The 26,381-nt window shown below is 66.7% G+C and carries 28 protein-coding genes; 12 read left to right on the top strand and 16 right to left on the bottom strand.

Translation table 11 applies throughout. From position 1 onward, the window contains the following. Positions 1-6: 6 nt before the first annotated feature. A complete protein-coding gene (gene ectA / locus ACLD0W_RS02345; RefSeq protein ID WP_410305902.1) occupies positions 7-549 on the bottom strand; it encodes a diaminobutyrate acetyltransferase in 543 nt (180 codons plus the stop codon). 5 nt (positions 550-554) lie between these two features. Then, the gene (locus ACLD0W_RS02340; RefSeq protein ID WP_410305901.1) at positions 555-1,091 is read right to left on the bottom strand and encodes a MarR family winged helix-turn-helix transcriptional regulator; all 537 of its coding nucleotides are present in this window, start codon (positions 1,089-1,091) and stop codon (positions 555-557) included. A 200-nt stretch (positions 1,092-1,291) separates the two neighbouring features. On the opposite strand from ACLD0W_RS02340, the gene ACLD0W_RS02335 reads away from it, so the two are divergent. Both ACLD0W_RS02335 and ACLD0W_RS02330 read left to right on the top strand, forming a co-directional pair. Then, entirely contained in the window at positions 1,292-1,885 is a 594-nt protein-coding gene (locus tag ACLD0W_RS02335; protein WP_410305900.1) for a TRAP transporter small permease, read from the top strand. A gap of 27 nt (positions 1,886-1,912) precedes the next feature. Next, positions 1,913-3,196: a TRAP transporter large permease gene (locus tag ACLD0W_RS02330; RefSeq protein ID WP_410305899.1), complete on the top strand. Its 1,284-nt coding sequence runs from the start codon at positions 1,913-1,915 to the stop codon at positions 3,194-3,196. A gap of 21 nt (positions 3,197-3,217) precedes the next feature. On the opposite strand, the gene dctP is transcribed toward ACLD0W_RS02330, so the two are convergent. Further along, positions 3,218-4,240: a TRAP transporter substrate-binding protein DctP gene (dctP, locus tag ACLD0W_RS02325; protein ID WP_410305898.1), complete on the bottom strand. Its 1,023-nt coding sequence runs from the start codon at positions 4,238-4,240 to the stop codon at positions 3,218-3,220. A gap of 188 nt (positions 4,241-4,428) precedes the next feature. Here dctP and ACLD0W_RS02320 point away from each other — a divergent pair, with 188 nt between their 5' ends. Both ACLD0W_RS02320 and folE2 read left to right on the top strand, forming a co-directional pair. Further along, the gene (locus ACLD0W_RS02320; RefSeq protein ID WP_410305897.1) at positions 4,429-5,331 is read left to right on the top strand and encodes a tetratricopeptide repeat protein; all 903 of its coding nucleotides are present in this window, start codon (positions 4,429-4,431) and stop codon (positions 5,329-5,331) included. A 220-nt stretch (positions 5,332-5,551) separates the two neighbouring features. Beyond that, on the top strand, positions 5,552-6,514 hold the full coding sequence (gene folE2 / locus ACLD0W_RS02315) for a GTP cyclohydrolase FolE2 (protein WP_204430200.1): 963 nt from the start codon (positions 5,552-5,554) through the stop codon (positions 6,512-6,514). Between the two features lie 104 nt (positions 6,515-6,618). Here folE2 and ACLD0W_RS02310 read toward each other — a convergent pair whose 3' ends face one another. From ACLD0W_RS02310 to thrS, 8 genes are all read right to left on the bottom strand, one after another. Then, entirely contained in the window at positions 6,619-7,149 is a 531-nt protein-coding gene (locus ACLD0W_RS02310; protein WP_410305896.1) for an outer membrane beta-barrel protein, read from the bottom strand. Between the two features lie 118 nt (positions 7,150-7,267). Further along, positions 7,268-8,581, bottom strand: coding sequence for a hypothetical protein (locus ACLD0W_RS02305; RefSeq protein ID WP_410305895.1), 1,314 nt, complete (start codon positions 8,579-8,581; stop codon positions 7,268-7,270). A 34-nt stretch (positions 8,582-8,615) separates the two neighbouring features. Beyond that, positions 8,616-10,688 carry a TonB-dependent receptor domain-containing protein gene (locus ACLD0W_RS02300; RefSeq protein ID WP_410305894.1) on the bottom strand — a complete coding sequence of 691 codons (2,073 nt, stop codon included), beginning with the start codon at positions 10,686-10,688 and terminating at the stop codon, positions 8,616-8,618. Positions 10,689-10,768: 80 nt separating this feature from the next. Then, positions 10,769-11,059, bottom strand: coding sequence for a hypothetical protein (locus tag ACLD0W_RS02295; protein WP_410305893.1), 291 nt, complete (start codon positions 11,057-11,059; stop codon positions 10,769-10,771). Then, positions 11,052-11,282, bottom strand: coding sequence for a membrane protein insertion efficiency factor YidD (gene yidD, locus ACLD0W_RS02290; protein ID WP_138772544.1), 231 nt, complete (start codon positions 11,280-11,282; stop codon positions 11,052-11,054). Before yidD ends, ACLD0W_RS02295 begins: the two co-directional genes overlap by 8 nt. Before the next feature lie 104 nt (positions 11,283-11,386). Next, the gene (gene cysS / locus ACLD0W_RS02285) at positions 11,387-12,772 is read right to left on the bottom strand and encodes a cysteine--tRNA ligase (RefSeq protein ID WP_410305892.1); all 1,386 of its coding nucleotides are present in this window, start codon (positions 12,770-12,772) and stop codon (positions 11,387-11,389) included. Positions 12,773-12,798: 26 nt separating this feature from the next. Further along, positions 12,799-13,224 (bottom strand): phosphoribosyl-AMP cyclohydrolase, encoded by a 426-nt coding sequence (hisI, locus tag ACLD0W_RS02280; RefSeq protein ID WP_410305891.1) that lies wholly within the window; start codon positions 13,222-13,224, stop codon positions 12,799-12,801. A 29-nt stretch (positions 13,225-13,253) separates the two neighbouring features. Then, entirely contained in the window at positions 13,254-15,167 is a 1,914-nt protein-coding gene (gene thrS, locus ACLD0W_RS02275) for a threonine--tRNA ligase (protein ID WP_410305890.1), read from the bottom strand. 139 nt (positions 15,168-15,306) lie between these two features. On the opposite strand from thrS, the gene ACLD0W_RS02270 reads away from it, so the two are divergent. Further along, the gene (locus tag ACLD0W_RS02270) at positions 15,307-16,875 is read left to right on the top strand and encodes an HD-GYP domain-containing protein (RefSeq protein ID WP_410305889.1); all 1,569 of its coding nucleotides are present in this window, start codon (positions 15,307-15,309) and stop codon (positions 16,873-16,875) included. Between the two features lie 10 nt (positions 16,876-16,885). Then, on the top strand, positions 16,886-18,124 hold the full coding sequence (locus tag ACLD0W_RS02265; protein WP_410305888.1) for an MFS transporter: 1,239 nt from the start codon (positions 16,886-16,888) through the stop codon (positions 18,122-18,124). On the opposite strand, the gene ACLD0W_RS02260 is transcribed toward ACLD0W_RS02265, so the two are convergent. Continuing rightward, the gene (locus ACLD0W_RS02260) at positions 18,121-19,344 is read right to left on the bottom strand and encodes a GGDEF domain-containing protein (RefSeq protein WP_410305887.1); all 1,224 of its coding nucleotides are present in this window, start codon (positions 19,342-19,344) and stop codon (positions 18,121-18,123) included. The two genes, ACLD0W_RS02265 and ACLD0W_RS02260, sit on opposite strands and share 4 nt — an antisense overlap. Before the next feature lie 127 nt (positions 19,345-19,471). Next, positions 19,472-19,744 carry an Arc family DNA-binding protein gene (locus ACLD0W_RS02255; protein WP_410305886.1) on the bottom strand — a complete coding sequence of 91 codons (273 nt, stop codon included), beginning with the start codon at positions 19,742-19,744 and terminating at the stop codon, positions 19,472-19,474. 155 nt (positions 19,745-19,899) lie between these two features. Here ACLD0W_RS02255 and ACLD0W_RS02250 point away from each other — a divergent pair, with 155 nt between their 5' ends. Then, entirely contained in the window at positions 19,900-20,850 is a 951-nt protein-coding gene (locus ACLD0W_RS02250) for a LysR family transcriptional regulator (RefSeq protein WP_204430231.1), read from the top strand. A gap of 7 nt (positions 20,851-20,857) precedes the next feature. Here the strand turns inward: ACLD0W_RS02250 and ACLD0W_RS02245 are convergent, their stop codons facing one another. Then, positions 20,858-21,769: a 6-pyruvoyl trahydropterin synthase family protein gene (locus ACLD0W_RS02245; RefSeq protein ID WP_410305885.1), complete on the bottom strand. Its 912-nt coding sequence runs from the start codon at positions 21,767-21,769 to the stop codon at positions 20,858-20,860. A 185-nt stretch (positions 21,770-21,954) separates the two neighbouring features. Here ACLD0W_RS02245 and ACLD0W_RS02240 point away from each other — a divergent pair, with 185 nt between their 5' ends. The 4 genes from ACLD0W_RS02240 to ACLD0W_RS02225 all read left to right on the top strand — a co-directional run bounded on the left by ACLD0W_RS02240 (position 21,955) and on the right by ACLD0W_RS02225 (position 24,098). Next, positions 21,955-22,293 carry a histidine triad nucleotide-binding protein gene (locus ACLD0W_RS02240; RefSeq protein WP_410305884.1) on the top strand — a complete coding sequence of 113 codons (339 nt, stop codon included), beginning with the start codon at positions 21,955-21,957 and terminating at the stop codon, positions 22,291-22,293. Positions 22,294-22,388: 95 nt separating this feature from the next. Then, complete coding sequence (locus tag ACLD0W_RS02235) at positions 22,389-22,805, top strand: hypothetical protein (RefSeq protein WP_410305883.1); 417 nt, start codon at positions 22,389-22,391, stop codon at positions 22,803-22,805. 97 nt (positions 22,806-22,902) lie between these two features. After that, entirely contained in the window at positions 22,903-23,499 is a 597-nt protein-coding gene (locus tag ACLD0W_RS02230; RefSeq protein ID WP_410305882.1) for a GNAT family N-acetyltransferase, read from the top strand. After that, positions 23,496-24,098, top strand: coding sequence for an ACP phosphodiesterase (locus tag ACLD0W_RS02225; protein WP_410305881.1), 603 nt, complete (start codon positions 23,496-23,498; stop codon positions 24,096-24,098). The genes ACLD0W_RS02230 and ACLD0W_RS02225 overlap by 4 nt, the downstream gene beginning before the upstream one ends. Before the next feature lie 3 nt (positions 24,099-24,101). Here the strand turns inward: ACLD0W_RS02225 and ACLD0W_RS02220 are convergent, their stop codons facing one another. Both ACLD0W_RS02220 and ACLD0W_RS02215 read right to left on the bottom strand, forming a co-directional pair. Next, entirely contained in the window at positions 24,102-24,935 is an 834-nt protein-coding gene (locus tag ACLD0W_RS02220; protein ID WP_410305880.1) for an SDR family NAD(P)-dependent oxidoreductase, read from the bottom strand. A gap of 89 nt (positions 24,936-25,024) precedes the next feature. Continuing rightward, positions 25,025-25,873 (bottom strand): alpha/beta fold hydrolase, encoded by an 849-nt coding sequence (locus ACLD0W_RS02215; protein WP_410305879.1) that lies wholly within the window; start codon positions 25,871-25,873, stop codon positions 25,025-25,027. Positions 25,874-25,896: 23 nt separating this feature from the next. Between ACLD0W_RS02215 and ACLD0W_RS02210 the strand changes: the two genes are divergently transcribed. After that, complete coding sequence (locus tag ACLD0W_RS02210; RefSeq protein WP_410305878.1) at positions 25,897-26,373, top strand: 3D domain-containing protein; 477 nt, start codon at positions 25,897-25,899, stop codon at positions 26,371-26,373. Positions 26,374-26,381: the final 8 nt, after the last annotated feature.

The raw sequence follows: 26,381 nt of genomic DNA, 5'->3' as shown, positions 1-26,381 counted from the left end.
CGGTGTTCAGGCGTCGTCCCGGTTGAACGGGCCGATCCGCAGAAGGTGCTCATCGTTGTGCTGCCCGGCGAAATGCAGGCGCGAGTCGAACAGGATGAACTCCTCGGTGGGCATCCGGCGCTCATAGGCGAAGCTGCGGAACATACCCCAGGAGGCTTCATTATCCGGGGTGATGGTGGTGTCGATGAATTGCACGTCCCGGCTCTCGTCGCGCTCGATCAGGTTGGCCAGCATGCGCTTCGCCAGACCGTGACCGCGGGCCTTGGCGTGCACCGCCACCTGCCACACGAACAGGGTGTTCTGCTGCTTGGGCGGGATATAGCCGGAGATAAAACCCACCAGTTCGCCGTCCATCTCGGCCGCCACGGAGGTGTCCGCGAAGTGCGTGCACTGCAGCAGATTGCAGTACACGGAGTTTTCGTCCAGCGGCTTGCACTCGGCGATCAGCTTGTGCACGCGTGGGCCGTCCTGACTTTCAGGCTTGCGCAGAATGATCTCTTTTTTGATGTCGGCGGGGGTCGAGGCCCCTTTTTGATCGTCTGATGGCATTCGGTTCACTTCCGGTCAGGTTGATAGGGTGAAGAGTCGCGACGCCGGCGCTGGCCGTCGCCATTGGGCTGGATGCGGTCGATGGCGCCCAGATCCAGCACCGGCGAGGCGTCGATGTCGCCGGCGTTCATCATCGCCGCGACACGCTGCAGCGAGCTGAGGATCAACGACTGCTCCCAGTCCTCGAGCCGCTCGAAGCGGGCCATGAACTCGTCCTGAAGCGGCGTCGGGGCGCGCTCCATGATGTCGCGGCCGGACGGGGTCAAATAAGCATAGACCCGCCGTTTGTCCCGTTCACCCCTTTTGCGCTCGATCAAGCCGCGCTTCTCGAGGCGATCAAGGATGGTGGTCACGGTGGCCTGGCTGACCGACACCTCCGTGGCGATGTCCCCCATGGTCATCTCGCCCCGCGAGGCAATCGCCTGCAGGATCAACAATTGGGGCGCCGTGAGGCCGGCGACCTTGCTCAGCTTGCGCGAGTAAAGGTCCGTGGCGCGGATGATTTGGCGTAGAGCAATCAGCACTTCGTCGTGTCGGGCCATGGTCGTTAATTCTCTGGATAACAAACTAATGTGACCGTGTCGCGTCAGCGTCATTTTGATGTAAAAACACGTTTTACATTTGAATTTCGGCTGGAGACCAACGGCATGGCCGAGCGATTCCTTGCGAATAATGGTAGGCTAGTTTAGAGATATAATATTTAGATGTCAAAGTACTTTCTCCGCTGGGGTGGTAGAGATCGATGAATAACGCCTTCAAAGGGCTGCTGACCGCGCTGGCCGCGTTTGATCGTGTCATCGGGGTGGTCGAGCGGCTGATCATCGGCGGCACCGTGCTGTTGATGGCGCTGCTGATGAGTGTCCATGTGGTGGGGCAGCTGGTGTTCGACCGGGGTATTCCGGGCACTTATGAAGTCACCGAAATGCTGATCGTGGTGATGACTTTCGTGGGCGTCAGCTACGCCGCCCGCCATGCCCGCCACATTCGCATGTCCGCGCTTTACGAGCAGCTGAGGGGCCGCGCCCGCAAGGGCCTGTTGATGCTGATCTGCCTCGGCACGGCGGCGCTGATGTTCTACTTCGCCTGGAAGTCCGGTCAGTACGTGGTCGATATCCATGACCGGGGCCGGGTCAGCTCGTCCCTGGGCCTGCCGATGTGGATCGTCTACCTGGCGCTGCCCGCCGGCTTCGGCCTGGCCGGGATCCAGTACCTGCTGACCCTGGCCCGCAACGCCCTGTCGCCGGGCATCTGGCGCTCGTTCAACGAACAGGAAACCTATTCGGATACGCCGGTGCACGGCGGGGAAATGGGAGGGGCCGGCGATGACCGTGTCTGAACCGCGACCGGGCCGGAGGGCGCCGTCATGCTGATCGCTCTGGCTCTGATCATGCTGGTCCTGCTGCTGCTCGGTTACCCGATGATGGTGCCGCTGGCGGTGGGCACCCTGTTCATGATGTTCTCCGGGCTGACTTTCTTCGGCCCCGAACAGGCGGTGACCTGGATGATCACCGGCGTGGGCAGCTGGGTGCTGGCGGCGGTGCCGATGTTCATCTTCGCCGCCGACATCCTTACCAAGGGTCACACCGCCAACCGGCTGCTCGACCTGGTGGACTCGTTCAGCCGCCACTGGCGCGGCGGCCTGCCGATCACCACGGCGGCGGGCTGCGCCGTGTTCGGCGCGGTGTCCGGTTCCACCCAGGCCACCGTGGTCGCCATGGGCGGGCCCATGCGCCCGCGCCTGCTGGCCAAGGGCTATTCGGACAGCTTCGCCCTGGCGCTGATCATCAACGCCAGCGACATTGCCCTGCTGATTCCGCCCAGCATCGGCTTTATCGTCTATGGCGTGGTGATGGGCACCTCCATCGGCGATCTGTTCCTGGCCGGCATTCTGCCCGGCATCCTGATTCTGCTGATGTTCGCCGCCTATTGCTGGCTCGGCGCCCGTGTCCAGGGCATCGAACCGGAGCCGCGGGCCACCTGGGCGGAGCGCTTCAAGGCCCTGCGCGGCGCGATTCTGCCACTGGGCTTTCCGGTGTTGGTGGTGGGGGGCATCTACCTGGGCTTTTTCAGTGCGGTGGAGGCCTCCGCCGTGGCGGTGGCCTATGCCCTGGTGCTGGAGGTGGTGATCTACCGGAAGGTCAGTATCCGTGATCTGGGCGGCCTGGCGTTGTCCTCGGGGATGATCACCGCGGTGGTGTTCATCCTGGTGGCCATCGGCGCCGCCTTTTCGCACACCCTGGGCACCGCCGGTATTCCGGAAAAAGTGCTCGGGCCGGCCATCGAGGCGATTGGCGACAATCAGACCGCCGCCCTGGCCCTGATCGCGGTGGCGTTCTTTATCGGCTGCATGTTCGTGGACCCGATCGTGGTGATCCTGATCCTGGTGCCGATCTTCAAGCCGCTGGTGCAGTCCGCCGGCCTGGACCCGGTCCATGTGGGGGTGATCGTGACCCTGCAGGCGGCCATCGGCTCGGCCACGCCGCCGTTCGGCTGCGACATCTTCACGGCCATCGCCGTGTTCCGCCGGCCCTATCTGGAGGTGATCCGGGGCACGCCGCCGTTCATCCTGATCCTGATGCTGGCCACGGTGATTCTGATCGCCTACCCGCAGATTTCCCTGTGGCTGCCGTCCTTGGGCAGCCTTTGATGGAACGGTCGGGCCGGTGAATCAGGACTTGTCGCCGGCCTGGTCGAACGCCTCGAGCAGGGTGTCCAGGACCTGTTGGCCACGCTCGCCCACCTCGTCGATGTAGGTCTGACGCACCGGCCGGACCTGTTCCCGGAACGCCTGGCGCTGGGCGTCGCTCAGCTCGATGATCTCGATGTCGCTGGCCTTGCGGATCGCCTTGAGCCGCTTCTTATTAAAGCTGGTCTGCAGCTCATGGCCTTCGCGTACCAGTTTGCCGACCACCTTGTCGACCATCGCCCGGCGTTCCTCGGAGAGGCCGTCGTACCATTGCTCGTTGCCCATCAGGGTGGCCACGAACTGGGCCTGGCGGGCGAAGATCATGTACTGCTGCACTTCGTAGAAGCCCATTTCCTGGTGGGCGAACACCGGCTGGATATTGGCCTCCGCCTGTCCCTGCTGCAGGGCACTGTACAGCTCGCCGTAGGCGATGGTGGTGGGCGCCGCGCCGTAGGCCTGATAGGTGGCGCGCAGCAGGCTGTTGTCCATGACGCGGATTTTCAGGCCCTTCATGTCCGCCGGCTGGCGGATGGCCCGGTTGGCGGTCCATACCTGGTAACCCTCGGGCAGCTCGGCCAGCGGTACCAGATCGCGCTGGCGGAACGACTGCTGCCAGGCGTCGCTTTTCAGGAAGGCGTCGGAGTTGAGCACCCGGGCGGTGCGCCACTCATCGGCGGGCATCACGAAGTTCAGGTTGAGCAGCTGGCTTTCCGGCACCGTGCCGCCCAGGGCGCCGGAGCCGAACGCCATCTGGATGGCGCCGCTCTGCACCGCGTCGTAGAGGGCGGTATAGGTGGAGCCCCAGGTACCGTAGGGCAGCAGCTGCACGGTGATGTCACCGTCGCTGCGTTTCTCGATCAGCGCCTTGAAGCGTTCCGCGTAGCGGTGCTGGACGCTGCCTTCGATCTCTTCCAGGCCGAGGCGCCAGGTTTCCGCCGCGGCGCCGGTGCTGAACGTCATCAGCAAGAGCGCCGCGGCGGCGCCCATGAGTCTTGGGATTCTCATGAAACTCCTTGGTGTTGGCATGCGGGATCAACTCACTACATGGCATCGCGGTAAGCCTGTCAAGCGCGCTCCGGTTCGCTTTTGCCCGGTTCAGGCTGGCGGAGGGCGGGTCTTAATGCCACCATACTCGCGGTTTTTCCCGGCCACGGCCGTTGCCGTGGCGAATCAGCAATAAAGAGGAAGCGGTCTTGTTCAAGCGTTGCCTGAAGGCGGGAATCTGGGTGCTGTTGCTGACCATGAGCGCCATGGCGGCGGCCCAGTCGGAGCCCGCCGACCCCCGTCCGGAATCGGAGAGCGAGATCGAGAAGGGCCCGGTGATCTCCCAGTTCCGGGAGAACTGGATCCTGGGTGAGCTGCGCTCCATCCGTCAGGACATGATGGAGTACCGCAACGACATGAACCGCATCGTCACCGACCGGGAGCTGGAGGTGGCGGACAAGGCCATGGGCTACGCCACCAACACGGTGACCTACTTCTTCTATCTGATTGCCGGCGCCGCCTCGATCCTGGCCCTGGTGGGCTGGTCCACGATCCGCGACCTGAAGGACAACATCCGTGTCTACGCCGAGAAGGAAATGTCCCGGCTGACGGTGGAATACGAGTCGCGGCTGGCGGACCTGGAGCAGGAGCTGCGCCAGAAATCCCGCACCATCGCCGAGAACCAGGAAGAGATCGAGCGCACCAACGAGATCCACAGCCTGTGGCTGAAAGCCACCAAGGAAGGCAGCTACAAGGAGAAGATCGAGCTCTACGATCGCATCCTGGAGCTGCGCCCGGACGATCCGGAGGCGCTGGCCTGGAAAGCGGACGCCGCCCTGGAGCTGGGCGAGCAGCGCTGGGCGCTGAGCCTCTGCGACCGGGTGCTGGAGGTGGACGAGGACAACGCCCACGCCCTTTACCAGCGCGCCTGCGCCTGGGCCGGCCTGGGTGAGAACGACAATGCCCTGCGCGACCTGCAGCAGGCGGTGAGCATTTCCGAGGCCCTGCGGCGTCACGCCCGGGCGGAGGAAATGTTCGTGCCGTTGCGCGATCTGGAGCGTTTCCAGGAGGTGGTGGGGCGCCCGGAGGACGACCCGGAATCGCTGCTGTAGGCGGCCGGGACACCCTGTTTACCCGGCTATGGGCAGGTCCGGATTGATAGGCCGGGCCTGTCGCCGCCATTGCCAAAGCCCGCCCGGTGGAAGGTCTATTTGTGCGGGTGATTCTGCTACAATCCGCCTCCCTGTGTGATCGGGCGATGACAATCAGGTTGCCATTTCATTCACCTGATCGGCGTCATGATTCGCCGCCGTCGTCCCTACGGAGATTCCCATGAAGCGCGATAGTGGTGCGGACACCACCAAATCCATGCCCGATGTGGCGACCAATTCCATGGTGGACCATCTTCACAGCACCCTGGACTGGGTCGGCATGAGCGAGATACATCTGCCCGCCCGGATCAGCGATACCCTGGCCGGCGAACGGCCGGTGAGCACCTCCATCCAGGCCTATGTAAGCCTGTCCAACCCGGACGCCAAGGGCATCCACATGTCCCGGCTGTATCTGATGCTGGAGGAGACGTTCGGGGACCACTCGGTGAGCGCTCACTCCATCGAGACGCTGCTGGACAACTTCCTGGACACCCACGACGGCCTTAGCGACAAGGCCTTCGTGCAGTTCGATTTCGAATACTCCATGCGCCGCCCGGCGCTGAAAAGCAGCTACGCCGGCTGGAAGAGCTACCCGGTGACCATCAAGGCCACCAAGGCGCCGGACGGTCTGCGCATTGAGCTGGCCGTGGAAGTGCCGTACTCCTCCACCTGCCCCTGCTCCGCGGCCCTGGCCCGGCAATTGATCCAGGAGCAGTTCCGCGAGGACTTCGGCAAGGACAGCCAGGTGGACGTGGACAAGGTGTTCGAATGGCTGGGCACCGAGGAAGGCATCATGGCCACGCCGCACAGCCAGCGCTCGGTGGCCCAGGTGCGGGTGCTGCTGGACGCCGGTTGTGACGAGGCGTTCCCGATCACCGCCTTGATCGACACCATCGAGGGCGCTCTGAAGACGCCGGTGCAGACCGCCGTGAAGCGGGTGGACGAGCAGGAGTTCGCCAAGCTCAACGGTCAGAACCTGATGTTCTGCGAGGACGCCGCCCGGCGCCTCAAGCAGGCCCTGGACCCGCAGCCGTGCTATCAGGATTTCTGGCTGCGCGTGAATCACCTGGAAAGCCTGCACGCCCACAACGCCGTGGCGATCGTCACCAAGCAGGTGGACGGCGGCTACCTGCCGATTCCCTGACGGGGAGCTTCAAGCCTCAAGCTTCAAGCTACAGGCTTAACACCTCCGAACAGCATGACGGCCCCGAAGGGGCCGTCATGCTTTCTGGGCTTGCAGCTGCCGGCCTAGAACCTGCCGTTCAGACCCACGCCGATGTTGTTGATCTCATCGCCGCCGCTGTCCACCGCGCGCAGATACTCCACGCTCAGGAACACCACGTCGGTGAGACTGATGTCGGCGCCCAGGCCCAGGGACAGGCCGCTGTAGTTGTCGCCGCTGGAGCCGCCGTCGGGGTAGTCAACGGTGGTTTCCACGCGGGTCAGGCCGATCAGGCCGTAGGGGCGCACCGGCAGGGTATTGGGGAACTGGCCACGGAAATAGGCGCCGTAGTAGCGGTCGATTTCCACGTCAACGCCACCGCCCAGGCTGTCGTCGCCGATGCCCAGGCCCAGGCGCAGCTCGCCGCCCAGGGTTTCGTTGCGATTGATCCAGCTGCCGAACTTGAATTGCAGAGCGGAGGGATCGGCGCTGCCGCCGCGGTCGGGACTGATATCCGCGCTGACGTAATCCAGGCCGGCGTAGCCCGCCGCCAGAACCGGGGCGGACAGAACGGAAAAGGGCAGGGCAAGGCCAGCGGCCAACAGCCATCGTTTCATGGGAGACTCCGAGTTCCACTGCTTTGAGGACGAGCCTCATTGTAGTGAAAAGCGGTGCCCATGGCGACGCGGCGGGAAGGAGAAACGGGATGCCCCGGCCAGCGGCCGGGGCCGGACCTCAATGTTCGTGGTCGTGATCGTGGTCGCCGTCTTCCCCGCCGTGGTCATGGGCCGCCACGGTGCCGGTCCAGGCCAGCCCGGTGGGGGCGAAGTCCAGATCCACGGTGTCCACCGACAGCGCTTCCAGATCGACGATGTGCAGGGCCCGGGCCGCCGGGTCGCTGACGAACGCCTGGTCACCGCTGCCGCTCACCGCCAGCGTCGGCGCCGGGCCGGCGCTGGGAACCGTGCCGAGCAGGGCCAGGGCGGCGCGATGGGACCAGTCGGTGGTCTCCAGCACGTGCAGGTCGCCCTCGCCGTCCAGCACCAGCAGATGCTCACCGTGGGCATCGAACGCCTGGGCCTTCGGCGTTACCGGATTGCCGCCGCCGTCCACGGCGCCGTCCCGCCAGTCCACCTCGGTAGCGGTGCCCGCCGCCGGGTCGATGGCGTACAGGTTGCCGTCCGGGTAGGACACACCGATCAGCGTTTCCACGTCCGGATGGCCCAGCACCGTGGCGATCCGCTCCGGCACCGCCACCTTGGCGTCGTGGAAATGGTCGCCGTGCAGTTCCGCCACCAGCACGCCGTCCTGGCAACCGAACACACTGTAGACGCCGTGGGTGGCAGCGCCGTGCAGGCCCGGGCAGGCGGTGGCCAGTTCACCTTCGGCGTGGAAGTGATCACCGTGCAGTTCGAACACCGTGACGCCGTCCGCGGAACCGCCGCTGGTGGCGGCATGGCTGGCCAGCACCAGGCCGTCCAAGGGCTCGGCCACGCCGTGGTGGGCGGTGTCCAGGGTTTGCGCGGCGAGCACGCCGCCGTCGGCGAGGCTCTCGTCGCTGAACAGCTGGAAGCGGCTCAGCTGCGCGGTGCCGCTGTCGCCGTCAAAGTAGAGGGCGGCGTGTTCACCGTTGGCGCGGTAATGAGTCGGTGCCACGCCGTTCAGGGTGAAGCCGAGCATGGCCGGCGCGTCCTCGTGCACATGGTCGCCGTGCAGATGGATGCCGCTGTCCAGGAATTCCACCTGGTCGTTGTCGCGCTGCACGATCACCGCATAGCGGCCTTCCGGGCTGGTGTAGACGCCGGTGGCCGGATGCACCAGGGCGAAATCGTTGATCGTTTCGCCGCTTTCCAGGTCGTGCACATAGACCCGGGAGTTGGCGCCGTCGGCGTGGGTGAACACCAGCCGGCCGGCGGCTTCGCCGTGTTCATGCTCGTGATCGTGGTCGTCGCCGGGCAGCTCGGTGCCGCCGGTGTCGTTGTTACAGGCGGCAAGCAGCACCGAGGCCGCCAGCAGGGCGGCGCCGGTGGGAGAAAAATAGCGTTTCATCGTGGTCTCCGAATTTGTTTTTCAGTGGATCGCGTCAAAAGGTCATGCGCACGCCGGCGGTCAGGTTGCGACCGGGTTCCGGCACCGTGCGCGCCAGGAAGGACGCGTGGTTCCACACTTCCTCGCCGAGCAGATTGCTGGCCCGCAGGAAGACGTTGTATTGGGGTTTGCCGGTGAAGGTGTAGCTCACCGTGGCATTGAGCATGTCGTGGCCCGGGGTGCGGGTCTCGAACGCGGCGATGTCGTCCTGGGCGAACACCCGGTAGAACTCGACTTCGCCGTCGAACGCGCGCCAGAAGGTGTTCACCCGGGCGCCCAGGCGGTGGGCCGGGATGCGCGGCAGGCTGTCGCCGCCGTCCTTGAACTCCCCGCGTACCGTGTCACCGAACAGGGTGGTGGAGAAACGCTCGGTCCACTGGTAGGTGGCCTCGGCCTCGGCGCCGGTGAATTCCACGTCCGCCTGGCTGTACTTGATCAGTCGGAATTCCTCGATCTGGTCCAGGGTGCGGGCATAGACGTAGTCGTTCACGCGGTTGTGGAACAGACCCAGGTCGAAGGTCAGGGCGCCGCTCACCTTGCGCAGGTTGATGCCGGCGTTGTAGGACGTTTCGGTTTCCAGGCCGGCGTCGTTGGCGGTACCGCCACAGGTAAAGCTGTCGGCGAGCAGGCCGCACTCGTAGGTGTTGGTGGCCAGATGCACGCCTCGCGCGTAGACCTCCTGGGCCTGGGGCAGCCGCTCGGAGCGGGCCAGCGACACGGATACGTTGTAGTCCGGCCGGAATGCCCAGGTCAGCGCCGTGGACAGGGAGGTGGCGGATTCGCTGTAGGACGGCAGCGGCCGGTCGGCGTCGTCCGGGTCCAGCTTCTGGTGCTCGAAGCGGGCGCCCGCTTCCAGCTGCCAGCGTTCGTTGAAACGATAGCGCTCCACGGCGAACACCGCGGCCGTGCGGGTGTCGGTTTTCGGGACCACCGCTTCCTCGCCGCTGGTCTCGATCCGGCCGTCGGTGACCTGGGTGCCGAAGGTGCCCCGCCAGCCCAGGATCGGCGCGTGCTCCGCTTCCACCCGGGCGTCTACGCCCCGGTGCCGGAAGGTGGTGCCGATCACGTCTTCCTCGATTTCATGGTGGCGATAGTCGGTGTGGCTGGCGCGCAGGCGCACCGCCTCGATGCCGGCCACCGGCTGCCGGTATTCGCCGCGCAAATCCACCCGGCGGCTGTCCAGGTCCACGAACGGCGCCTGGTGCGCACCGTGTTCGTGGTCGTGCTCTTCCTCGGCGCACTCCAGGCTGGAGCCATTGGCGCTGCAGCCCTCGAACTCGTGGCTGTGGCCGGGCAGGCCGTACAGGTCGCCCCGGTAGGAGTAGGCCAGGCCCAGGTAGCCCCGGTCGCCGATCCAGGACAAACCGACGCTGCCGTTATTGCTCTCCGCCCAGGTGCCGTCGACGGTCTTATCGGTGAAGCCGTTGATCTCGTAGTCGTCGGCGTCCCGGCGGGCGCCTTCCACGTGCAGGGCCAGGTGGTCGCCGGCACGGGTGGTGAGCCCGAAGGCGGCGGCGCCCTCATCGGCCACGGTATTGCCACGGCCCTCGAAGAACCCTTGCACCGGCCCGTCGGGCATGCGGGTGGGGATCTTGTCGTCGAGCACGTTGACCACGCCGCCGATGGCGCCGCCGCCGTACAGCAGCGTGGACGGACCGCGCAGCACTTCCACCTTGCGGCTGAGCATGGGCTCCACGGTGGTGGCGTGGTCCGGTGAGATGGCGGACATGTCGAACAGCTGAGCGCCGTCGGACAGCACGCTGACCCGGGGCGCGGTCTGGCCGCGAATCACCGGGCGGCTGCTGCCGCCGCCAAAGGTGTCGGCGTGCACGCCGGGCAGACCATTGAGCGTATCGCCCAGGGTCGCTTCGCTCTGCTGGAACAGCAGTTCGTCTTCGAGCAGGTCGTAGGAGGCGGGAGTCAGGTTGGCATCGCTGCCCAAGGGCAGGGCGGACACTTCCACCGCGTCGAGACGGTTGTCGTTGGAATCAGCGGGTTGGGCAACGGCCACGGACCCGCCCATGGCGGCCAGGGTGGCGGCCGCCATGGGGAAAATTACGCGTTTCATGGTATCTCCTGGATACGGACACGGCCGTTCCCGGCGTTATACCGGGCACGGTCATGGGAACAACTATGGAAAAGCCGGTATCAGGAGAGAGCGGGTGGAGCGCGGGCCGGGTGAATCCGGGGCAGGGTCACGTCGGGGGCGGCGACGATGATGCCGGCTCCGGTCACCAGTGGGCAGTGGACAGGGGGGGCGATGAAAAGGGTGGGCGGCGTGGCCATGCCGTGGCCATGCAGCGCTTCGCAATCGTGCTGCGCCACCGTGTCCCGGTGGCCGTCGAAAATATGGCTGGGGGCGTGCCAGGCCAGTACCGTCTGCGCCACCAGCAGCAGGGCGGCGAGCAGCAGATGATGGTGCCGGCGGCGCTCAGTCATGGTCGGCCTCGCGGCCGGGGACCGGGTCGAAGCCGCCGGGATGCCAGGGGTGGCATTTGCACAGCCGCTTGGCCGCCAGGGCACTGCCGCGCAGGCTGCCATGGGTTTCCACCGCCTGCCGGGCGTACTCCGAACAGGTCGGATAGAAGCGGCACTGGTTGCCCACCCAGGGGCTGAGCACCAGTTGGTAGAACCGCAGACCGGCAAGCAAAACGGGTTTCACGGCGACATCCGCAGACGGAGGTGAATTCAGCGGGCCATCATAAACCGAACACTATAACAAAAACCAGCGCGCGCTCCGGCTCACCTCCGTTCCCGGTGCCGACCTCAGCCACGGGTCCAGCGGGTGCCCTCGCGGGTGTCCTCGAGCTGGATGCCGGCGTTCTTGAGCTGGTCGCGGATGTCGTCGGCGCGGGCGAAATCCCGGTCCTTCTTGGCCTGGTTGCGCTCTTCAACCAGGGCGTCGATGGTGGCGTTGTCCAACTCGTCCTCGCCGCCGCCCTGCTTGTTCTGGAACCAGCCGGTGGGGTCGGCCTCAAGCAGACCGAGCAGGCCGGCGCCGGCCAGCAGTTCCGCCTTCAGGGCCGGTTTGTCGTCGGGCTCCGCCTTGTTCAGGCGGGCGGCCACCGCGTGCAGGGCGCTGATCGCCTCGGCGGTGTTCAGGTCGTCGAGCAGGGCGCTGACCACCGGGTGATCGTCGGGCAGCCGGTAGTCCGGGTCGGCGCGCACGATGCGGCCCCGGCCCAGCAGGGCGTAGTAGAGCGAATCCAGGCTGCCGCGGGCCTGCTCCAGCAACTCCACGGAAAAGTTCAGCGGCGAGCGGTAGTGGCTGGACAGCAGGGCGAAGCGCAGCACCTCGCCGGGGTAGTGCTGGAGCAGGTCACGCACCAGCCGGAAGTTGCCCAGGGATTTGGACATCTTCTCGCCGTCGATATTGATGTAGCCGTTGTGCATCCAGTAGCGCACGTATTCGGTGCCATGCGCGCAGCAACCCTGGGCGATCTCGTTTTCGTGGTGCGGGAAAATCAGATCCTGGCCGCCGCCGTGAATATCGATCACATCGCCCAGGTGGCGATGGATCATCGCCGAGCACTCGATGTGCCAGCCCGGGCGGCCGCGCCCCCAGGGCGAGTCCCAGCCGGGCTGGTCGTCGCTGCTGGGTTTCCACAGCACGAAGTCGCCGGGGTGGCGCTTGTAGTCCGCCACTTCCACCCGCGCGCCGGCCAGCATGTCTTCCAGGTTGCGCCCGGAGAGCTTGCCGTAGTCGGGCATGGATTCCACCGCGAACAGCACGTGGCCCTGGGACTCGTAGGCGTGGCCCTTGGCGATCAGCGTCTCGATCATGGCGACCATGTCGCCGATATGATCGGTGGCCAGCGGCGTGATCGACGGCTCCAGCGCCCCCAGGGCGGCCATGTCCTCGCGGAAGGCGCTGGTGAAGCGGCTGGTCAGCGCCGCCATGGATTCACCGGTGTCGGCGCAGGCGTTGATGATCTTGTCGTCGATGTCGGTGATGTTGCGGGCGTAAACCACCTTGGGATACAGCCGCGCCAGCAGCCGATAGAGCACGTCGAACACCACCACCGGGCGGGCGTTGCCGATGTGGACGTAGTTATAGACCGTGGGCCCGCACACATAGAGCGTCACGCGCTCTGGGTCCAGCGGTTGGAAAACGTCCTTCTGCCCGGTGAGGGTGTTGTGCAATGTCAGCATGGAACAGGCGGCTCGTCCGTGGTCGGTCACTTATAAAGGTCCGCCGGGTCGATCAGCGGCGTTTTGTCGATGGTGGCGCGGTCGCCGTCGAGCTTCCAGTAGAAGCAATCACGGCGCCCGGTGTGGCAGGCCGGGCCGGTCTGGTCCACCCGCGCCAGCAGCACGTCGCCGTCGCAATCCGCGCGCAGTTCGCGCAGGGTCTGTACCTGGCCGGAGGATTCCCCCTTGCGCCACAGCGTGCCCCGCGAGCGCGAGTAATAACAGACCCGGCCGGTACGCAGGGTTTCCTCGATGGCCTCCCGGTTCATCCAGGCGAACATCAGCACCTCGCCGGTGTCGTGTTGCTGGGCGATCACCGGAATCAGGCCGGCGTCGTTGAACGCCAGATCGTCCAGCGCCTCGCCCAGCAATACGCTGAACCCTTCCGCCTGCTGCTCGTTCTCTTTGAACATGGTGCCTCCAAAGGCTGGGGGCGGCTCCGTCAGATGGGCAACCGGGTGGCGGCGGCCAGATCGGCCACCGCCTGGTCCAGGTCCAGGGTCTCGGTGTCCTTGGAGCCGAGCCGGCGAATCGCCACCTGGCGTTCCTCGGCTTCCTGCTTGCCGAGCACCAGGATCACCGGAATCTTGGCGCGGGAGTGCTCGCGCACCTTATAGCCGATTTTTTCGTTACGCAGGTCCATTTCCACGGTCACGCCGGCGGCTTCCAGCTGCTGCTTGACGACGTGGGCATAGTCGTCGGCGGCGTTGGTGATGGTGGCGATCACCACCGGCACCGGCGCCAGCCACAGCGGCAGGTGGCCGGCATGGTGCTCGATCAGAATACCGATAAAGCGCTCCATGGAGCCGACGATGGCCCGGTGCAGCATGATCGGCCGCTGCCGCTGGGAGTGCTCGTCCACGTATTCCGCGTCGAGACGCTCGGGCATCATCGGATCGAACTGCACGGTGCCCATCTGCCAGGCGCGGCCGATGGAATCCTTGAGGTGGTACTCGATCTTGGGGCCATAGAAGGCCCCCTCGCCGGGCAGCTCCTCCCATTCCACGCCGGCATTACGCAGGGCGGCCCGCAGCCCGCTTTCCGCCTTATCCCAGGCTTCATCGGTACCGATGCGCTTTTCCGGACGCAGCGCCAGTTTCACTGAGATGTTTTCAAAACCGAAGTCGGCGTAGACCGCCATGGCCTGCTTGTGGAAGGCGGTCACTTCCCCTTCCACCTGATCCTCGGTGCAGAAGATGTGGCCATCGTCCTGGGTGAAGGCGCGCACCCGCATGATGCCGTGCAGGGCGCCGGACGGCTCGTTGCGGTGGCAGCCGCCGAATTCCGCGTAGCGGATCGGCAGGTCCCGGTAGCTGTGCAGGGCGGCGTTGTAAATCTGCACGTGGCCGGGGCAGTTCATCGGCTTCACCGCGTAGGTCCGCTTCTCGGACTCGGTGAAGAACATGTTTTCCTGATAATTGTCCCAGTGCCCGGAGCGCTTCCACAGGCTGACGTCCATGATCTGCGGGCCGCGCACTTCCTGGTAACCGCTGTCGCGATACACCCGCCGCACGTACTGCTCCACCTTTTGCCAGATGGCCCAGCCGCGCGGGTGCCAGAACACCATGCCCGGCGCCTCTTCCTGCTGGTGGAACAAGTCCATTTCCCGGCCCAGCTTGCGGTGGTCGCGCTTGGCGGCCTCCTCAAGCTGCTTGAGGTAGGCGTTGAGTTCCTTCTTGTCCCGCCAGGCGGTGCCGTAGACGCGCTGAAGCTGGGCGTTGTCGGCGTTGCCGCGCCAGTAGGCGCCGGCCACCTTCATGACCTTGAAGCCGTCGCCGAGCTTGCTGGTGGAGGGCAGGTGGGGGCCCCGGCACAGGTCGATGAAGTCGCCCTGGCGGTACAGGGACACTTCCTGGTCGGCGGGCAGCTCACGGATGATCTCCGCCTTGAAGTCCTCGCCCTTGTCCAGGAAGAAGCGGACCGCCTCGTCCCGGTCCCAGACCTCCCGGCGGATGTCCTCGTTACGCCGTACGATCTCCTGCATGCGCTTCTCGATGGCCTGCAGGTCTTCCGGCGTGAACGGGGCCTCCCGGTGGAAGTCGTAATAAAAGCCGTTCTCGATGGTCGGGCCGATGGTCACCTGGGTGTCGGGAAACAGCTCCTGGACCGCCTCCGCCATCACGTGGGCGGCGTCATGGCGAATCAGCTCCAGGGCGTCTTCATGGTCCCGGGTGATGATTTCCACTTCGGTCCCGTCGGTGAGCGGCAGATAGACGTCCGTGAGGCGCCCGTCGGCCTTCACGGCCAGCGCCTGCTTGGCGAGTTTTTTGCTGATCCGCTCGGCGATCTCCAGGGCGGAGGCCGGCTGATCAAACTCCAGGGTTGCCCCATCGGGCAGTCGGTATTGCGCGCTCATGAATGAAATGGGATCCGAGGCTGAGGGTTGCAGAACCGGAGAATGGTAGGCAATCGCTCCCCGCCGTTCAAGCGAGCATGCTTTACCGTTACGACCGCCTGTGCCTATGCTTGGCGCCAACGTCCAAGGAATCGACGCGATGAGCAAGCTGGAACGGGTGCCCGGCACCCGGTTGCCGCCGCTGTTGCGGGTGGCCCGTCAGATCAACGCGCAGAGCGATCTGGCGCCGCTCACCCGTACCGTTCTGGAGGAGGCTCTGGAGCTGGCCCGCGCCGAGGCCGGCGTGCTCTGGCTGCGACGGGACGACAACCAGGAAGATTGGCTGGAGTGCGCCCGCCAGGCCACCGCCGGCGAGACCGGCAGCGTCGGGCCCGGTCCGGATCAGCCGCGCCTGCCGCTGGACGACGCCCACCGTGACCATCCGGCGGCGCGGGTGGTGCACGGCGGGGACATGCTGCATCTGGCCGATCCGGCGGCGTTGTCCGATAACGACCGGGCGCGGCTGGTGCCCGGTCTGGTGACCCGGGTGGTGTCCCTGTTACTGGTGCCGCTGACCAACCACGAGGGCCGGGTGGTGGGCGTGCTGCAGCTGGTCAACGCCCGGGGCGAAAGCGGGCCGGGCCCGTTCCCGACGCGCACCCGCGCGCTGCTCGGGGCGCTCGGTGGCTACGCCGGCATCGCCCTCAATAATCTGCTGCTGGTGCAGGAACTGAAGGACCTGCTGGACGCCTTCGTGCGGGTGTTCGCCCGCGCCATCGACGCCAAAAGCTCGCACACCAGCGCGCACTGCGAACGGGTGCCTCTTCTGACCGAATTGCTGGCCCGCGCCGCCTGCGACGACGGCGGTACCTTCGCGGACTTCCAGCTCGACGAGGACGAGTGGTACGAGCTGCGGGTGGCGGCCTGGCTGCACGATTGCGGCAAGCTGGCGATCCCCGATTCGGTGCTCGACAAGGCCACCAAGCTGCACGGCCTGCACGACCGTATCGAACTGGTGGCGGCGCGTTTCTCGGCGCTGCGCGCCGACATTGAGCGGCGCTATGAACGGGAGTCGCTCAGCGACCCGGCCCGGGAGCCGGAGCACCGGCGCCGCCTGGAGGCGGATATCGCCGCCCTGGAATCCGACCTGGCGTTCCTGGAGCGCATCAACAAGGGCGGCGAGGCCATGGCCGCCGACGACAAGGCGCGGGTGCGCGGCATCGCCGAACGGCCCTGGACCGACGCCCACGGCCAGACGCGGCCGCTGCTCACCGAGGACGAGGTGGACAACCTGTGCATCACCCGGGGCACCCTCACCGACCGGGAGCGGGAGATCATCAACGGGCATATGGACGTAACCCTGGAGATGCTGGAGTCGCTGCCGTTCCCGCGCAATCTGCGGCGGGTGCCGGAGTACGCCGGCGGCCATCACGAACGCATGGACGGCAGCGGCTTCCCCCGTGGGCTGACCCGCGAGCAGATGTCGATTCCGGCGCGCATCATGGCCATCGCCGATGTGTTCGAGGCCCTCACCGCCCGTGAACGCCCCTACAAAATTCCTCTGAAAATTTCCGAGGCGCTGGGCATCATGCGGAGCATGCGCGACAATCGCCACCTTGATCCCGACCTCTATCGGCTGTTCCTCGATGCCGGGGTGTGGCGTGACTACGCCCGTGTCGCCCTGGACCCGGAACAACTGGATGTGGTCGATCCCGCGCCTTTCCGTTAACGGATCCGAAATGTCATCAAACGCTGAAACGGCGACCATGCCGGCGTGGCTGGTATGGATGCTGGCCACCGCCTGCGGTCTGATCGTCGCCAATATTTACTACACCCAGCCCCTGGTGGGCCCGATCGCCGAATCCCTGTCTCTGTCGCCGGCCGCCGCCGGCCTGATCGTGACCATGACCCAGGTGGGCTATGGCGTGGGCCTGCTGCTGATCGTGCCGCTGGGGGACCTGATCGAGAACCGCCGCCTGGTGATCTCGGTGATCCTGCTCGCCGCGGTGGCGCTGGTGGCCGCGCTGTTCGCCCGCCAGGGCACCCAGTTCCTGACCGCCGCCCTGTTCGTCGGTTTCGGCTCGGTGGCGGTGCAGATTCTGTTGCCCTACGCCGCCCACCTGGCGTCGCCGGCGCGCCGGGGCCAGGTGGTGGGCACGGTGATGAGCGGTCTGATGCTGGGCATCATGCTGGCGCGGCCGGTGGCCAGCGCGCTCACCGAGGTGTTTGGCTGGCAGTCGGTGTTCGTGCTGTCCTCGCTGCTGATGGTGGTGCTGAGCCTGGTGCTGACGCGGGTGATGCCACAGCGGCACCCCACGGCGGCGCTGGGCTACGGCGCCTTGCTGTTGTCCATGGGCCGGCTGGTCCGGACCACGCCGATCCTGCGCCGGCGGGCCCTCTATCAGGCCTTCCTGTTCGGCGCCTTCAGCGTGTTCTGGACAGCGGTGCCGCTGCTGCTGGCCAGCCCGGTGTACGGGTTTTCCCAAGGTGATATCGCCCTGTTCGGTCTGGCCGGCGTGGCCGGGGCGGTGGCCGCGCCCATCGCCGGCCGGCTCGCCGACCGCGGGCTGACCCGGCCGGCCACGGTGATGGCGATGCTGATTGCCAGCGGCGCCTTTCTGCTCACCTTGATCGCCGAGCCAGGCACGGCGCTGGCGGTGGCGCTGCTGGTGGTGGCGGCGGTGGTGCTGGATTTCGGCGTCTCCGCCAACGTGGTGCTGGGGCAGCGCGCCATCTACAGCCTGGGGGACAACTACCGGGGCCGGCTCAACGGCTTGTACATGGCCACTTTCTTTACCGGCGGGGCGATCGGTTCGGCCCTGGGCGGCTGGTCCCAGGCCCACGGTGGCTGGAGCCTGACCGGCTGGATCGGCGCCGCCCTGCCGGTGCTGGCGTTGCTGTACTTCCTGACCGAACTGGCGTTTGGCGTGCCCGAGCCGTTATGGATGGAAGGCGGTGACGCGGAGGCCGGGGGCTAGAGCGTCGCCACCCGGCCCTGATCGCTCATGTAGGCGACCCGGTTGCGGCCGGCGCCCTTGGCCTGATAGAGCGCTTCGTCGGCGCATTTGATCAGGGTGGTGGCGTCGGCGGCGCGCTCCCCGGCGCACACCACCCCGACGCTGATGGTGACCACCTGGCTGACCCGCGAGCCGCTGTGCGGCAGGCCCAGCTGCTCGATGCGGGTACGCATGCGCTCGGCGAACACCAGGGCATCCTTGAGGCTGGTGTTGGCCAGCACCACCATGAACTCCTCACCGCCGTAGCGGGCCACGAAGTCCTTGTCGCCCTGGGTCAGGGCGCGCGGGATCGAGGCCACCGTCTTCAGGCATTCGTCGCCGGCCTGGTGCCCGTAGGTGTCGTTGTATTGCTTGAAGAAATCGATATCGAACAGCAGCACCGAGGCGCGTTCACCGGCGCCACCACGGCCGAAGCCGTGCAGCAGCTCGTCCAGCCGGCCCTCCATGCCGCGCCGGTTCAGGCAGCCGGTCAGGCCGTCCACGGTGGCCTGGCTCTCCAGCACCCGGTTGGCGGAGTGCAGTTCGTCGCGGTGCTGGAACAGCACGTTCTCGGACAGAAAATGCTGCCGCAGCAGGCGCTCGTAAATGTACTGCCCGAACAGGCTCATGCTGGCGCTGGCCAGGGACAGCAGCAGCAACACCAGCGACAGTTCCAGGCCGATGTGCTGGCTGGTGCGCAGGCTGGCGGCCAGCGCCCCGATCAGCGCCACGCTGCCGGCCACCGCCCAGTAGAACGGCACCCGCAGCAGCACCGACATCAGCAGGATCGCCAGCGGGGTCTGCAGGAACAGGCTGAACCCGAGAGGGTGGTTCACCGCCACGCCCATCCAGTCGCCGGTGAGGGCCACCGCGAAGGCCAGGGCCAGGCTCACGGTATGCAGCCAGCGCCGCCATTCGGCCCGGCGCGCCACCAGGATGGTGGCCACCGCCAGCATCGCGCACAGCAGTCGCGGCCGCCAGGTGCGGGCCGCCACTTCCGGCGAGATGTAGAGCTCCAGAGCCAGGGCCAGCACCAGCAGCAGTATCACGTTGAGCGCCGCCCAGGGCGCCACGGTGGCGACGCTGTTGCGGAAGAACTCGGCGAAATCCCGCTCCAGCGGACCGGGCAGGCGCAGGTGCCAGGGCAGGCGCAGATCGCTGCCGCTGGGCAAAACGCTGATCCGTTGCGATTCGTCCTTCAAGGTGTGTTCCATCCCCCGACGTAGCCCGTGGCCCGTCGCGACAAGCGGCTAAAAAAGACGGAAGTAGAGTAACAGCAAAGGGTCTCCCAATGCTCCCCTGACGCGCCTCAAGGGCGGCGGCCCGGCGTCAGTCCAGCAGCCCCAGCAGGGCGCGTTGACGGGCCGGGGTGAGACGCCGGAAGCGCTGCAGAAGTACCTGCTCCTCGTGGCCCACCGGAATGGCGTGCTGTTGGGCGGCCTCCACCGTGGGCCAGTGGGTCAGACTGTGCTGTATGCGGGCGACGATTTCCGCGTTCATGCTGCGGTGGTTGCGCGCGGCGATTTCCGTGATACGGCCGCGCATGCCCGACGGAAACCGCACCACGAATTTCTCCGCCTGGCTGCTTACGTCCTGCTTCATAATCCTTACCGGCCTGACAAAAGAAGGGATCACAATACGCACTTTTTTTCAGCCGGGCGAGTGGCAAAGCGCCATGATCTGTCGGGACAGTGACGGAGTTAACAGGGGGCGGTGCTATACTCCTCCGGTTTTCCGGTTTCCGTCGAGCCCCTTTCATGAACATCGCCAGCGCCGATCTCAATCTGCTCAAGTACCTGGATGTGCTGTTGCGCGAGAAGAACGTGACCCGCGCCGCCGAGCAATTGGGCATTACCCAGCCGGCCATGAGCAACAGCCTCAAGCGGCTGCGGCTGATGTTCGGTGACCCGCTGCTGATCCGCACCAGCGAAGGCATGACCGCCACCGATCGGGCCCAGGAGCTGCAGCCGCTGGTGCGTCAGCTGATCGCCCAGGCGGAATCCCTGTTCACGCCGGAAGACGGCTTCCGACCGGCGGAAAGCCGCCGGGTATTCCGCATCATGACCAGCGATTACGCCGAGGGCACCCTGGTGCCGCACATCGTGCGCCGGTTGCGCGAGGAGGCGCCGGAGGTGGTGCTGGATTTCGTCACGCCGTCGGACGTGAGCTACCCGGACATGGAACAGGGGCGGGTGGACATGGCCATCAACCGCTTCAACGAGATCCCCGGCTCCTTCCATCAGGTGACGCTGTGGCGGGACGCCTTCTCCTGCCTGCTCAACCGGGACAACCCCATCGCTCGCCATTTCGACCTGGACAGCTACCTGTCCGCGCAGCACATCTGGGTGTCCAAGACCGGCTTCGGGGTGGGCTTCGGCATGAACCCGGAAAAGCTCGGCGGCCTGGGCTGGATCGACCACGCCCTGCAGCGGCTGGGCCGCAGCCGCAAGATCACCATCTTCACCCGCCACTACCAGATGCCCGGTCTGCTGGCCATGAACAACGATCTGGTGGCCACCCTGCCGAGCCGGGTGGCGCGCATGCAGGCGCAGAACCCGCAGCTGATCATCAAACCGCCGCCGTTCGAGATTCCCGAGTTCGAGCTGAAAATGGCCTGGTCGCCGCTGCTGCACCACAACGCCGCGCACCGCTGGCTGCGCCGCCTGATTCAGGAAGAAGCGGAACGGATTCTGGCGGAAGACCCCTGACGCCGGCCTAAAAGACCGACGAGCCGGTGAGCCAGCCGCCCTTGGCCAGGCGCGGATTGTCCTCGCCGGCCTCGGCGATGGCGCCCTTGCCCACGCCCTCGAAGGCGCGCACCCGGAAGCGCTTGCCCGGCGCCTCCCGGGCCAGTTCCGCGGCGATGTGTTCGGCCAGGTTTTCCACCGTGGAGTCGCAGTCCACCAGATAGCAGTGGTCCTCCGGGATCACCAGCTCGAAGTGGCCCTGGGGGGCGTCGTAGCGGAACCGGTGATGAGGCGTTTCCTCCACGTAGTAGGTGCCTTCCAGGTCTTCCCGCGTGCCGATATAGATGTCTTCCCAGCGGTCCGCCCAGAGCTTTTCCCAATAGCGGCTGCGGCGGCCGTTCTCGAAAATCTCGATGCCGGAGCGGTGGCCATGGGCGATGCGCTGGCAGTTGCCGTCGTGCTTCTTGAGACCGTGGGAATAGTGGTAGAAGGGCGCGGTGCCGGTGTCCTGCTCGCGCAGGATCACGTGGATCTCGCTGACGTTGTCGGGCACCGCGTCGCGGATCAGTTCCATCAGATAGAGGGTCACGCCGGCCTTGCTGACTTCCAGGCCGGGCAGATCCAGCACGCCGGCGGCGGGGGTCACCATGCGGACTTCCCCGGCCAGATACCGCCAGGTCAGGGCCAGGTGGCCGTCGTCCCGGGCGTGCAGGTCGAGCTGGTCGCTGTCGGCGGGCACCAGCAGCCGGTGGTCGACGCGCTCGTCCACGGTGTGTTTGACGGTTTTCTTGATGCGTCCGAAATCGAACACCATGCCCTGGGCATCCAGATCGCCGGACAGTTCCAGGTCGACGATCCAGGACTCACCCACCATGCCGCGCTTGGCGTGCAGATAGGAAAAGTCCACCACGGTCAGGTTTTCGACGAACAGGGTGGCCATAAGCTCTTCATTGAAAGGGGTTGCAAGCAGGGCGGCCATTATAGTCGCAGCGGCGCCCGGGTCTCACCCCGGGTTTTGTAAATTGCCGTTCCCGCATGGCCGTGATGTGACCCGGAACACGCATCGACGTGAAGGCCGCCTTGTTCTATGGTTGGGCCTTTCACGCCAGAGGCCGGAGAGCGAGCATGAGCGAGACCATCTTTTCCAAGATCATCGACCGGGAGATCCCCGCCGACATCGTCTATGAGGACGATCAGTGCCTGGCGTTCAAGGACATCAACCCGCAGGCGCCCACCCATTTTCTCGTGATCCCCCGCAAGCCGATCCCCAAACTGTCCGACGCCGACCAGGACGACAAGGAACTGCTCGGTCATCTGCTGCTGGTGGCCGGCCAGGTGGCCCGTGAACAGGGGCTCGAGGATTTCCGGCTCAACGTCAACAACGGCGCCGGCGCCAGCCAGACCGTCTTCCACCTGCACGTGCACGTGCTGGGCGGCCGCCCGTTCTCCTGGCCCCCGGGCTGAACTCCGGAGACTGGCGCGGGTCTCAGAGCACGGCCCGGGTTTCCCGGCCTGGGCCGAAGCACGACCATCCCGAACAATAAAAAAGGAGTGTACCCATGAAACGCCTGCTGATTTCCGCCCTGGCCCTGTGCCTGACCGGCCCGGCCCTGGCCGTGGCGCCGGAAAACCCGGAACAGATCAACGGCATGATCGCCGAACTGGAATCGCTGCACGCCAGTGGCCAGGCCCTGAAGAAGGCCTACGATCCCGCCGACGAGAGCGCGCTGAAAACCTGCCGCGCCGAGCACGGCGCGCTCCACGAGCAGGCGGTGGCCCTGCGCGACCGCGCCGCCAAGCTGCCGCAGCTGGCCTACCGGGTCAATCTGACCATGGCGGCCAGCGCCGCCGCCGGCTGCGTGGCCTGTGATCAGGGCGCCGACCAGTGCGACGCGGTGGCCCCGGCCCTGGCCCGCACCCGCCAGCAGATGGAAACCCCCGCCGCCAACAAGCCGGACGCCGCCAAGCCGGAGTAATTCACGGCCGGAGTAATTCACGAAAGGCGCCGCGCGGCCTGCGTCGCGCGGCGCCTTCCGCTATGCTCAAGCTTCTGTTATCACGCCGGGAGCCGCCATGGCCCGCTGGATCGAACCGGTCACCCTGGAAGGCGATCGGGTCACGCTGGAGCCGCTCACGGCGGCCCACGCCGACGACCTGATCGAAGCCTGCCAGGATGGCGAACTCTGGAAGCTCTGGTTTACCTTCGCGCCGTCGCCGGAAGGGGTGGCGGCCTACATCGACACCGCCCTGGCCGGCCGTGACCAGGGCGATCTGCCGTTCGCGGTGCGCCACCGGGAAAGTGGCCGGGTGATCGGCAGCACCCGGTTCTTCAAGGTGGACGAAGACAACCGCCGTCTGGAACTGGGCCACACCTGGTACGCCGGCCGTTACCAGCGCACCGGCGTCAACACCGAGTGCAAATGGCTGCTGTTGCGCCACGCCTTTGAAACCCTGGACGCCATCGCCGTGGAGTTTCGCACCCACTGGCACAACCGCGCCTCCCGGGCCGCCATCGCCCGGCTCGGCGCCAAGCAGGACGGCGTGCTGCGCCACCACACGGTGAGCGACGACGGCGTTTACCGGGACACCGTGGTGTTCTCGATCATCAATCAGGAATGGCCGGCGGTGCGCCAGAATCTGCGTTTTCTGATGGCCCGGGGCGGGCCGTGAACTACTTCGCCCATCTGGCGCTGGCGCAGCCCACCGCCGAATCCAAGGTGGGGAATCTGCTCGGCGATTTCATGCGCGGTGTGCGCGAGGAGGACCTGTCCGAACCGGTGCGGCGCGGCCTGCTCAACCACCGGCTGGTGGACCGGGTCACCGACGATCACCCGCCGGTGCGCCACAGCCGGCAGCTGTTCGCCGCCCCCCGGCGGCGTTTCGCCGGGGTCGCCCTGGACGTGCTGTTCGACCATTTTCTGGTGCGCCACTGGGACCGCTTCCACGACGAACCCCTGCACCGGGCCATCGACCGCGACTACCGCTTGCTGGGCGAAGGCCGCGCCCTGATGCCGGTGCCCATGCGGGCGGTGGTGGAGCGCATGGTGGCCCAGGACTGGGTGCGCCACTACGCCGAGCTGGACACCGTGGGGCGGGCGCTGGACCGCATCGCCGCCCGGGTGCGCTTCGCCAACCGGTTCCAGGGCTGCCAGGCGGACATCGAACACCACTACGAGCACCTGGAGCAGGTGTTCCTGGAGCTCTATCCCGGGCTGCAGCACGCGGTGGCCGAGCGGGCCCTGGAGCGGGCGCCCTTTACAGCGGAGTGAGACTCACAGCGGATTGATACCCAGCAGCTTCATGCTTTCCCGATACAGCTTCTCGCCGCTGGCCTTGTTGCGCGCCCGGGGTGACCGGGTGGCGGGGCCCTTGGCGTCGAAATAGCCGCCGGTGACGCCGTTGTAGCGGTCGTCCAGGGCCAGACTCACCGGCAGGCGGGCGGCGTTCTCCGGCGTGGTCAGGGTGGGGCGGATGGCTTTCATCAGCAGTTCCGGCGTGTGCCGGAAGATCGGCGTGTCGACGCCGCCCGGGTGCAGCGCATTGCTGGTGATGTCCTGGGCGGCCAGCCGCTGGGCCAGCACGTCGCTGAACAGAATATTGGCCAGCTTGGACTGCCCGTAGGCGTCCAGCATCAGATAGGGGCGGCGCCCGCGCCAGGTGCCCGGATTGATGCGCCCCAGCCAGTGGGCCACCGAGGCCACGTGCACCACCCGGGCGCCGGGGCGCTGTTGCAGCAGCGGCAGCAGCAGATGGGTGAGCAGCACCGGCGCCAGGTAGTTGACCCCGAACTGCATCTCGAAGCCGTCGGCGGTGAACTGCTGGCGGCGCGGCACCACCCCGGCGTTGTTGATCAACACATCCAGCCCGTCCAGTTCGTCGTTGAGCTGGCCGGCCACGCCGCGCACCCGGTTCAGGTCCGCCAGGTCCAGGCTCACCAACCGCACCCGGGCGTCCGGGTTGTTATGTTTGATGCGCGCCAGCGCCGCCTGCCCCTTGGCCTGGTCGCGGCAGGCGAGAATCACCTCCGCGCCGCGGGCCGCCAGTTGTTCCGCGGTGCACAGACCGATGCCGGAATTGCCGCCGGTGATCAGAACCCGTTTGCTCATGGTGCCGTTATCTCCTGGAAAGGGGGCGATAGGCCAAGCCTAGCAAATTCCGGCGCCGATACCGGGGCCTGATCGCCGCCGATCCGTCGTCAGTGCGGCAACCGGGGCGGGTCCGCCAGCCATTGCTCGATGGTCTCCACCACCGCCGGCCAGTGGCGGCCCTGCAAAAGCAGGTGCGGGCCGTCCGGGAAGTACCGATAATCGCCCCGTTTCCCCAGGTGCTGGTTGAGCCGCTCGATGCCCACCGCCGGCACCGAGCTGTCCAGGCCGCCGTACAGCACCAGGGTGGGCAGGGTCAGGGAGGGGGCCGCGTCGCTGGCGCTGTCGGCCAGCTTGATCAGGCCCCAGTAGGCGTCCAGGCGCACCCGGCGCATCACCTGGGGATCCTCCGCCAGGCGCCGGGCGGCGGCGGGCGCCAGCTTGGGATCGTCCGGCGAGCGCGACACGGTCAGTGGATAGCCCGGCGCCAGGGTGGCGGCGGTGGCGATCAGAACGTTCCAGCCGTAGCGCAGTCGAATGCCTTCGCGCACCGCCGGCGCGGCCAGGATCAGGCCGTCCACCGGCAGGTCCGCATGGCGTGCCGCCACCAGTATCGCCACCGCGCCGCCCAGGCTCTCGCCGAGCAGGTAAAGCGGCCGGTCCGGGTGCTGGCGGGCCGCCTGACGGACCAGCTCGGCGGCGTCCGCCACCAGCCGCTCCTCGCCGGCCCAGCGGCCGCCCTTGAGGGTGCGGTCGCCGAAGCCGGCCTGGTCGAAGGCGTAGACGGTGTAGCCGGCCTCCGCCAGCGCCGGCGCCGCCAGATTGAAGGCGTCGTCGTGGTCGCCGAAACTGTGCAAGGCCACCAGCACCGCCCGCGGCGGCCCCTCGGCGGACCAGACCCGGGGTTCCGGCGGAGGCGGCGCGGGGGCCGTGGCGCAGGCGGAAAGTGCGAACAGCATCAACAGGCAAACCAGGAATCGCGATGACATCGACAAACTATGCCGACATCGAGGTGAAGAGCGGGTTCAGAACGAAACCGGCGCGCCGGCCCCTGTCCGTGGCGGCGGCCGCGCTGCTGGCCGTGCTGGCGGTGGCGACGCCGGGGCCGGCGACGGCGCAGCATCCGCCCGCCGAAGCGTTCAAGGAGACCACCACGGTCACCGCCACCGCCTACAATTCCCTGGAGGGCCAGGGCGCCGGCAACGACCACAGCGTGGCCGCCTGGGGCGACACCCTGGTGCCCGGCATGAAGGCCATCGCCGTGTCCCGGGACCTGATCGGCGCCGGCCTGGATTACGGCACCCCGGTGCGCATCGAGGGCCTGGACGGGGTCTGGTATGTGCGCGACAAGATGCACAGCCGCTGGCAGAACAAGATCGACATCTATATGGGCGAGGACCTGGACGCGGCGCGCGACTGGGGCCGCCGCCGGGTGGTGATCCACTGGGGCGAGGAGTAGCGGCGCCG

Source organism: Alloalcanivorax sp. C16-1 (assembly GCF_046507805.1).
GTDB lineage: Bacteria > Pseudomonadota > Gammaproteobacteria > Pseudomonadales > Alcanivoracaceae > Alloalcanivorax.
This window is presented reverse-complemented; position numbering and strand designations above follow the sequence as displayed.

Bases quoted from the DNA above. Each gene is read 5' to 3' on its own strand.
- ACLD0W_RS02265 (WP_410305888.1), top strand. From the start codon at position 16,886: ATGTCATCAAACGCTGAAACGGCGACCATGCCGGCGTGGCTGGTATGG.
- dctP (WP_410305898.1), bottom strand. From the start codon at position 4,240: ATGAGAATCCCAAGACTCATGGGCGCCGCCGCGGCGCTCTTGCTGATG.
- hisI (WP_410305891.1), bottom strand. From the start codon at position 13,224: ATGTTCAAAGAGAACGAGCAGCAGGCGGAAGGGTTCAGCGTATTGCTG.
- ACLD0W_RS02295 (WP_410305893.1), bottom strand. From the start codon at position 11,059: ATGACTGAGCGCCGCCGGCACCATCATCTGCTGCTCGCCGCCCTGCTG.
- ACLD0W_RS02340 (WP_410305901.1), bottom strand. From the start codon at position 1,091: ATGGCCCGACACGACGAAGTGCTGATTGCTCTACGCCAAATCATCCGC.
- ACLD0W_RS02250 (WP_204430231.1), top strand. From the start codon at position 19,900: ATGAACATCGCCAGCGCCGATCTCAATCTGCTCAAGTACCTGGATGTG.
- ACLD0W_RS02245 (WP_410305885.1), bottom strand. From the start codon at position 21,769: ATGGCCACCCTGTTCGTCGAAAACCTGACCGTGGTGGACTTTTCCTAT.
- ACLD0W_RS02235 (WP_410305883.1), top strand. From the start codon at position 22,389: ATGAAACGCCTGCTGATTTCCGCCCTGGCCCTGTGCCTGACCGGCCCG.
- ACLD0W_RS02335 (WP_410305900.1), top strand. From the start codon at position 1,292: ATGAATAACGCCTTCAAAGGGCTGCTGACCGCGCTGGCCGCGTTTGAT.
- thrS (WP_410305890.1), bottom strand. From the start codon at position 15,167: ATGAGCGCGCAATACCGACTGCCCGATGGGGCAACCCTGGAGTTTGAT.
- ectA (WP_410305902.1), bottom strand. From the start codon at position 549: ATGCCATCAGACGATCAAAAAGGGGCCTCGACCCCCGCCGACATCAAA.
- ACLD0W_RS02270 (WP_410305889.1), top strand. From the start codon at position 15,307: ATGAGCAAGCTGGAACGGGTGCCCGGCACCCGGTTGCCGCCGCTGTTG.
- ACLD0W_RS02300 (WP_410305894.1), bottom strand. From the start codon at position 10,688: ATGAAACGCGTAATTTTCCCCATGGCGGCCGCCACCCTGGCCGCCATG.
- ACLD0W_RS02330 (WP_410305899.1), top strand. From the start codon at position 1,913: ATGCTGATCGCTCTGGCTCTGATCATGCTGGTCCTGCTGCTGCTCGGT.
- ACLD0W_RS02305 (WP_410305895.1), bottom strand. From the start codon at position 8,581: ATGAAACGCTATTTTTCTCCCACCGGCGCCGCCCTGCTGGCGGCCTCG.
- ACLD0W_RS02210 (WP_410305878.1), top strand. From the start codon at position 25,897: ATGACATCGACAAACTATGCCGACATCGAGGTGAAGAGCGGGTTCAGA.
- ACLD0W_RS02240 (WP_410305884.1), top strand. From the start codon at position 21,955: ATGAGCGAGACCATCTTTTCCAAGATCATCGACCGGGAGATCCCCGCC.
- ACLD0W_RS02255 (WP_410305886.1), bottom strand. From the start codon at position 19,744: ATGAAGCAGGACGTAAGCAGCCAGGCGGAGAAATTCGTGGTGCGGTTT.
- cysS (WP_410305892.1), bottom strand. From the start codon at position 12,772: ATGCTGACATTGCACAACACCCTCACCGGGCAGAAGGACGTTTTCCAA.
- folE2 (WP_204430200.1), top strand. From the start codon at position 5,552: ATGAAGCGCGATAGTGGTGCGGACACCACCAAATCCATGCCCGATGTG.
- ACLD0W_RS02230 (WP_410305882.1), top strand. From the start codon at position 22,903: ATGGCCCGCTGGATCGAACCGGTCACCCTGGAAGGCGATCGGGTCACG.
- ACLD0W_RS02215 (WP_410305879.1), bottom strand. From the start codon at position 25,873: ATGCTGTTCGCACTTTCCGCCTGCGCCACGGCCCCCGCGCCGCCTCCG.
- ACLD0W_RS02310 (WP_410305896.1), bottom strand. From the start codon at position 7,149: ATGAAACGATGGCTGTTGGCCGCTGGCCTTGCCCTGCCCTTTTCCGTT.
- ACLD0W_RS02220 (WP_410305880.1), bottom strand. From the start codon at position 24,935: ATGAGCAAACGGGTTCTGATCACCGGCGGCAATTCCGGCATCGGTCTG.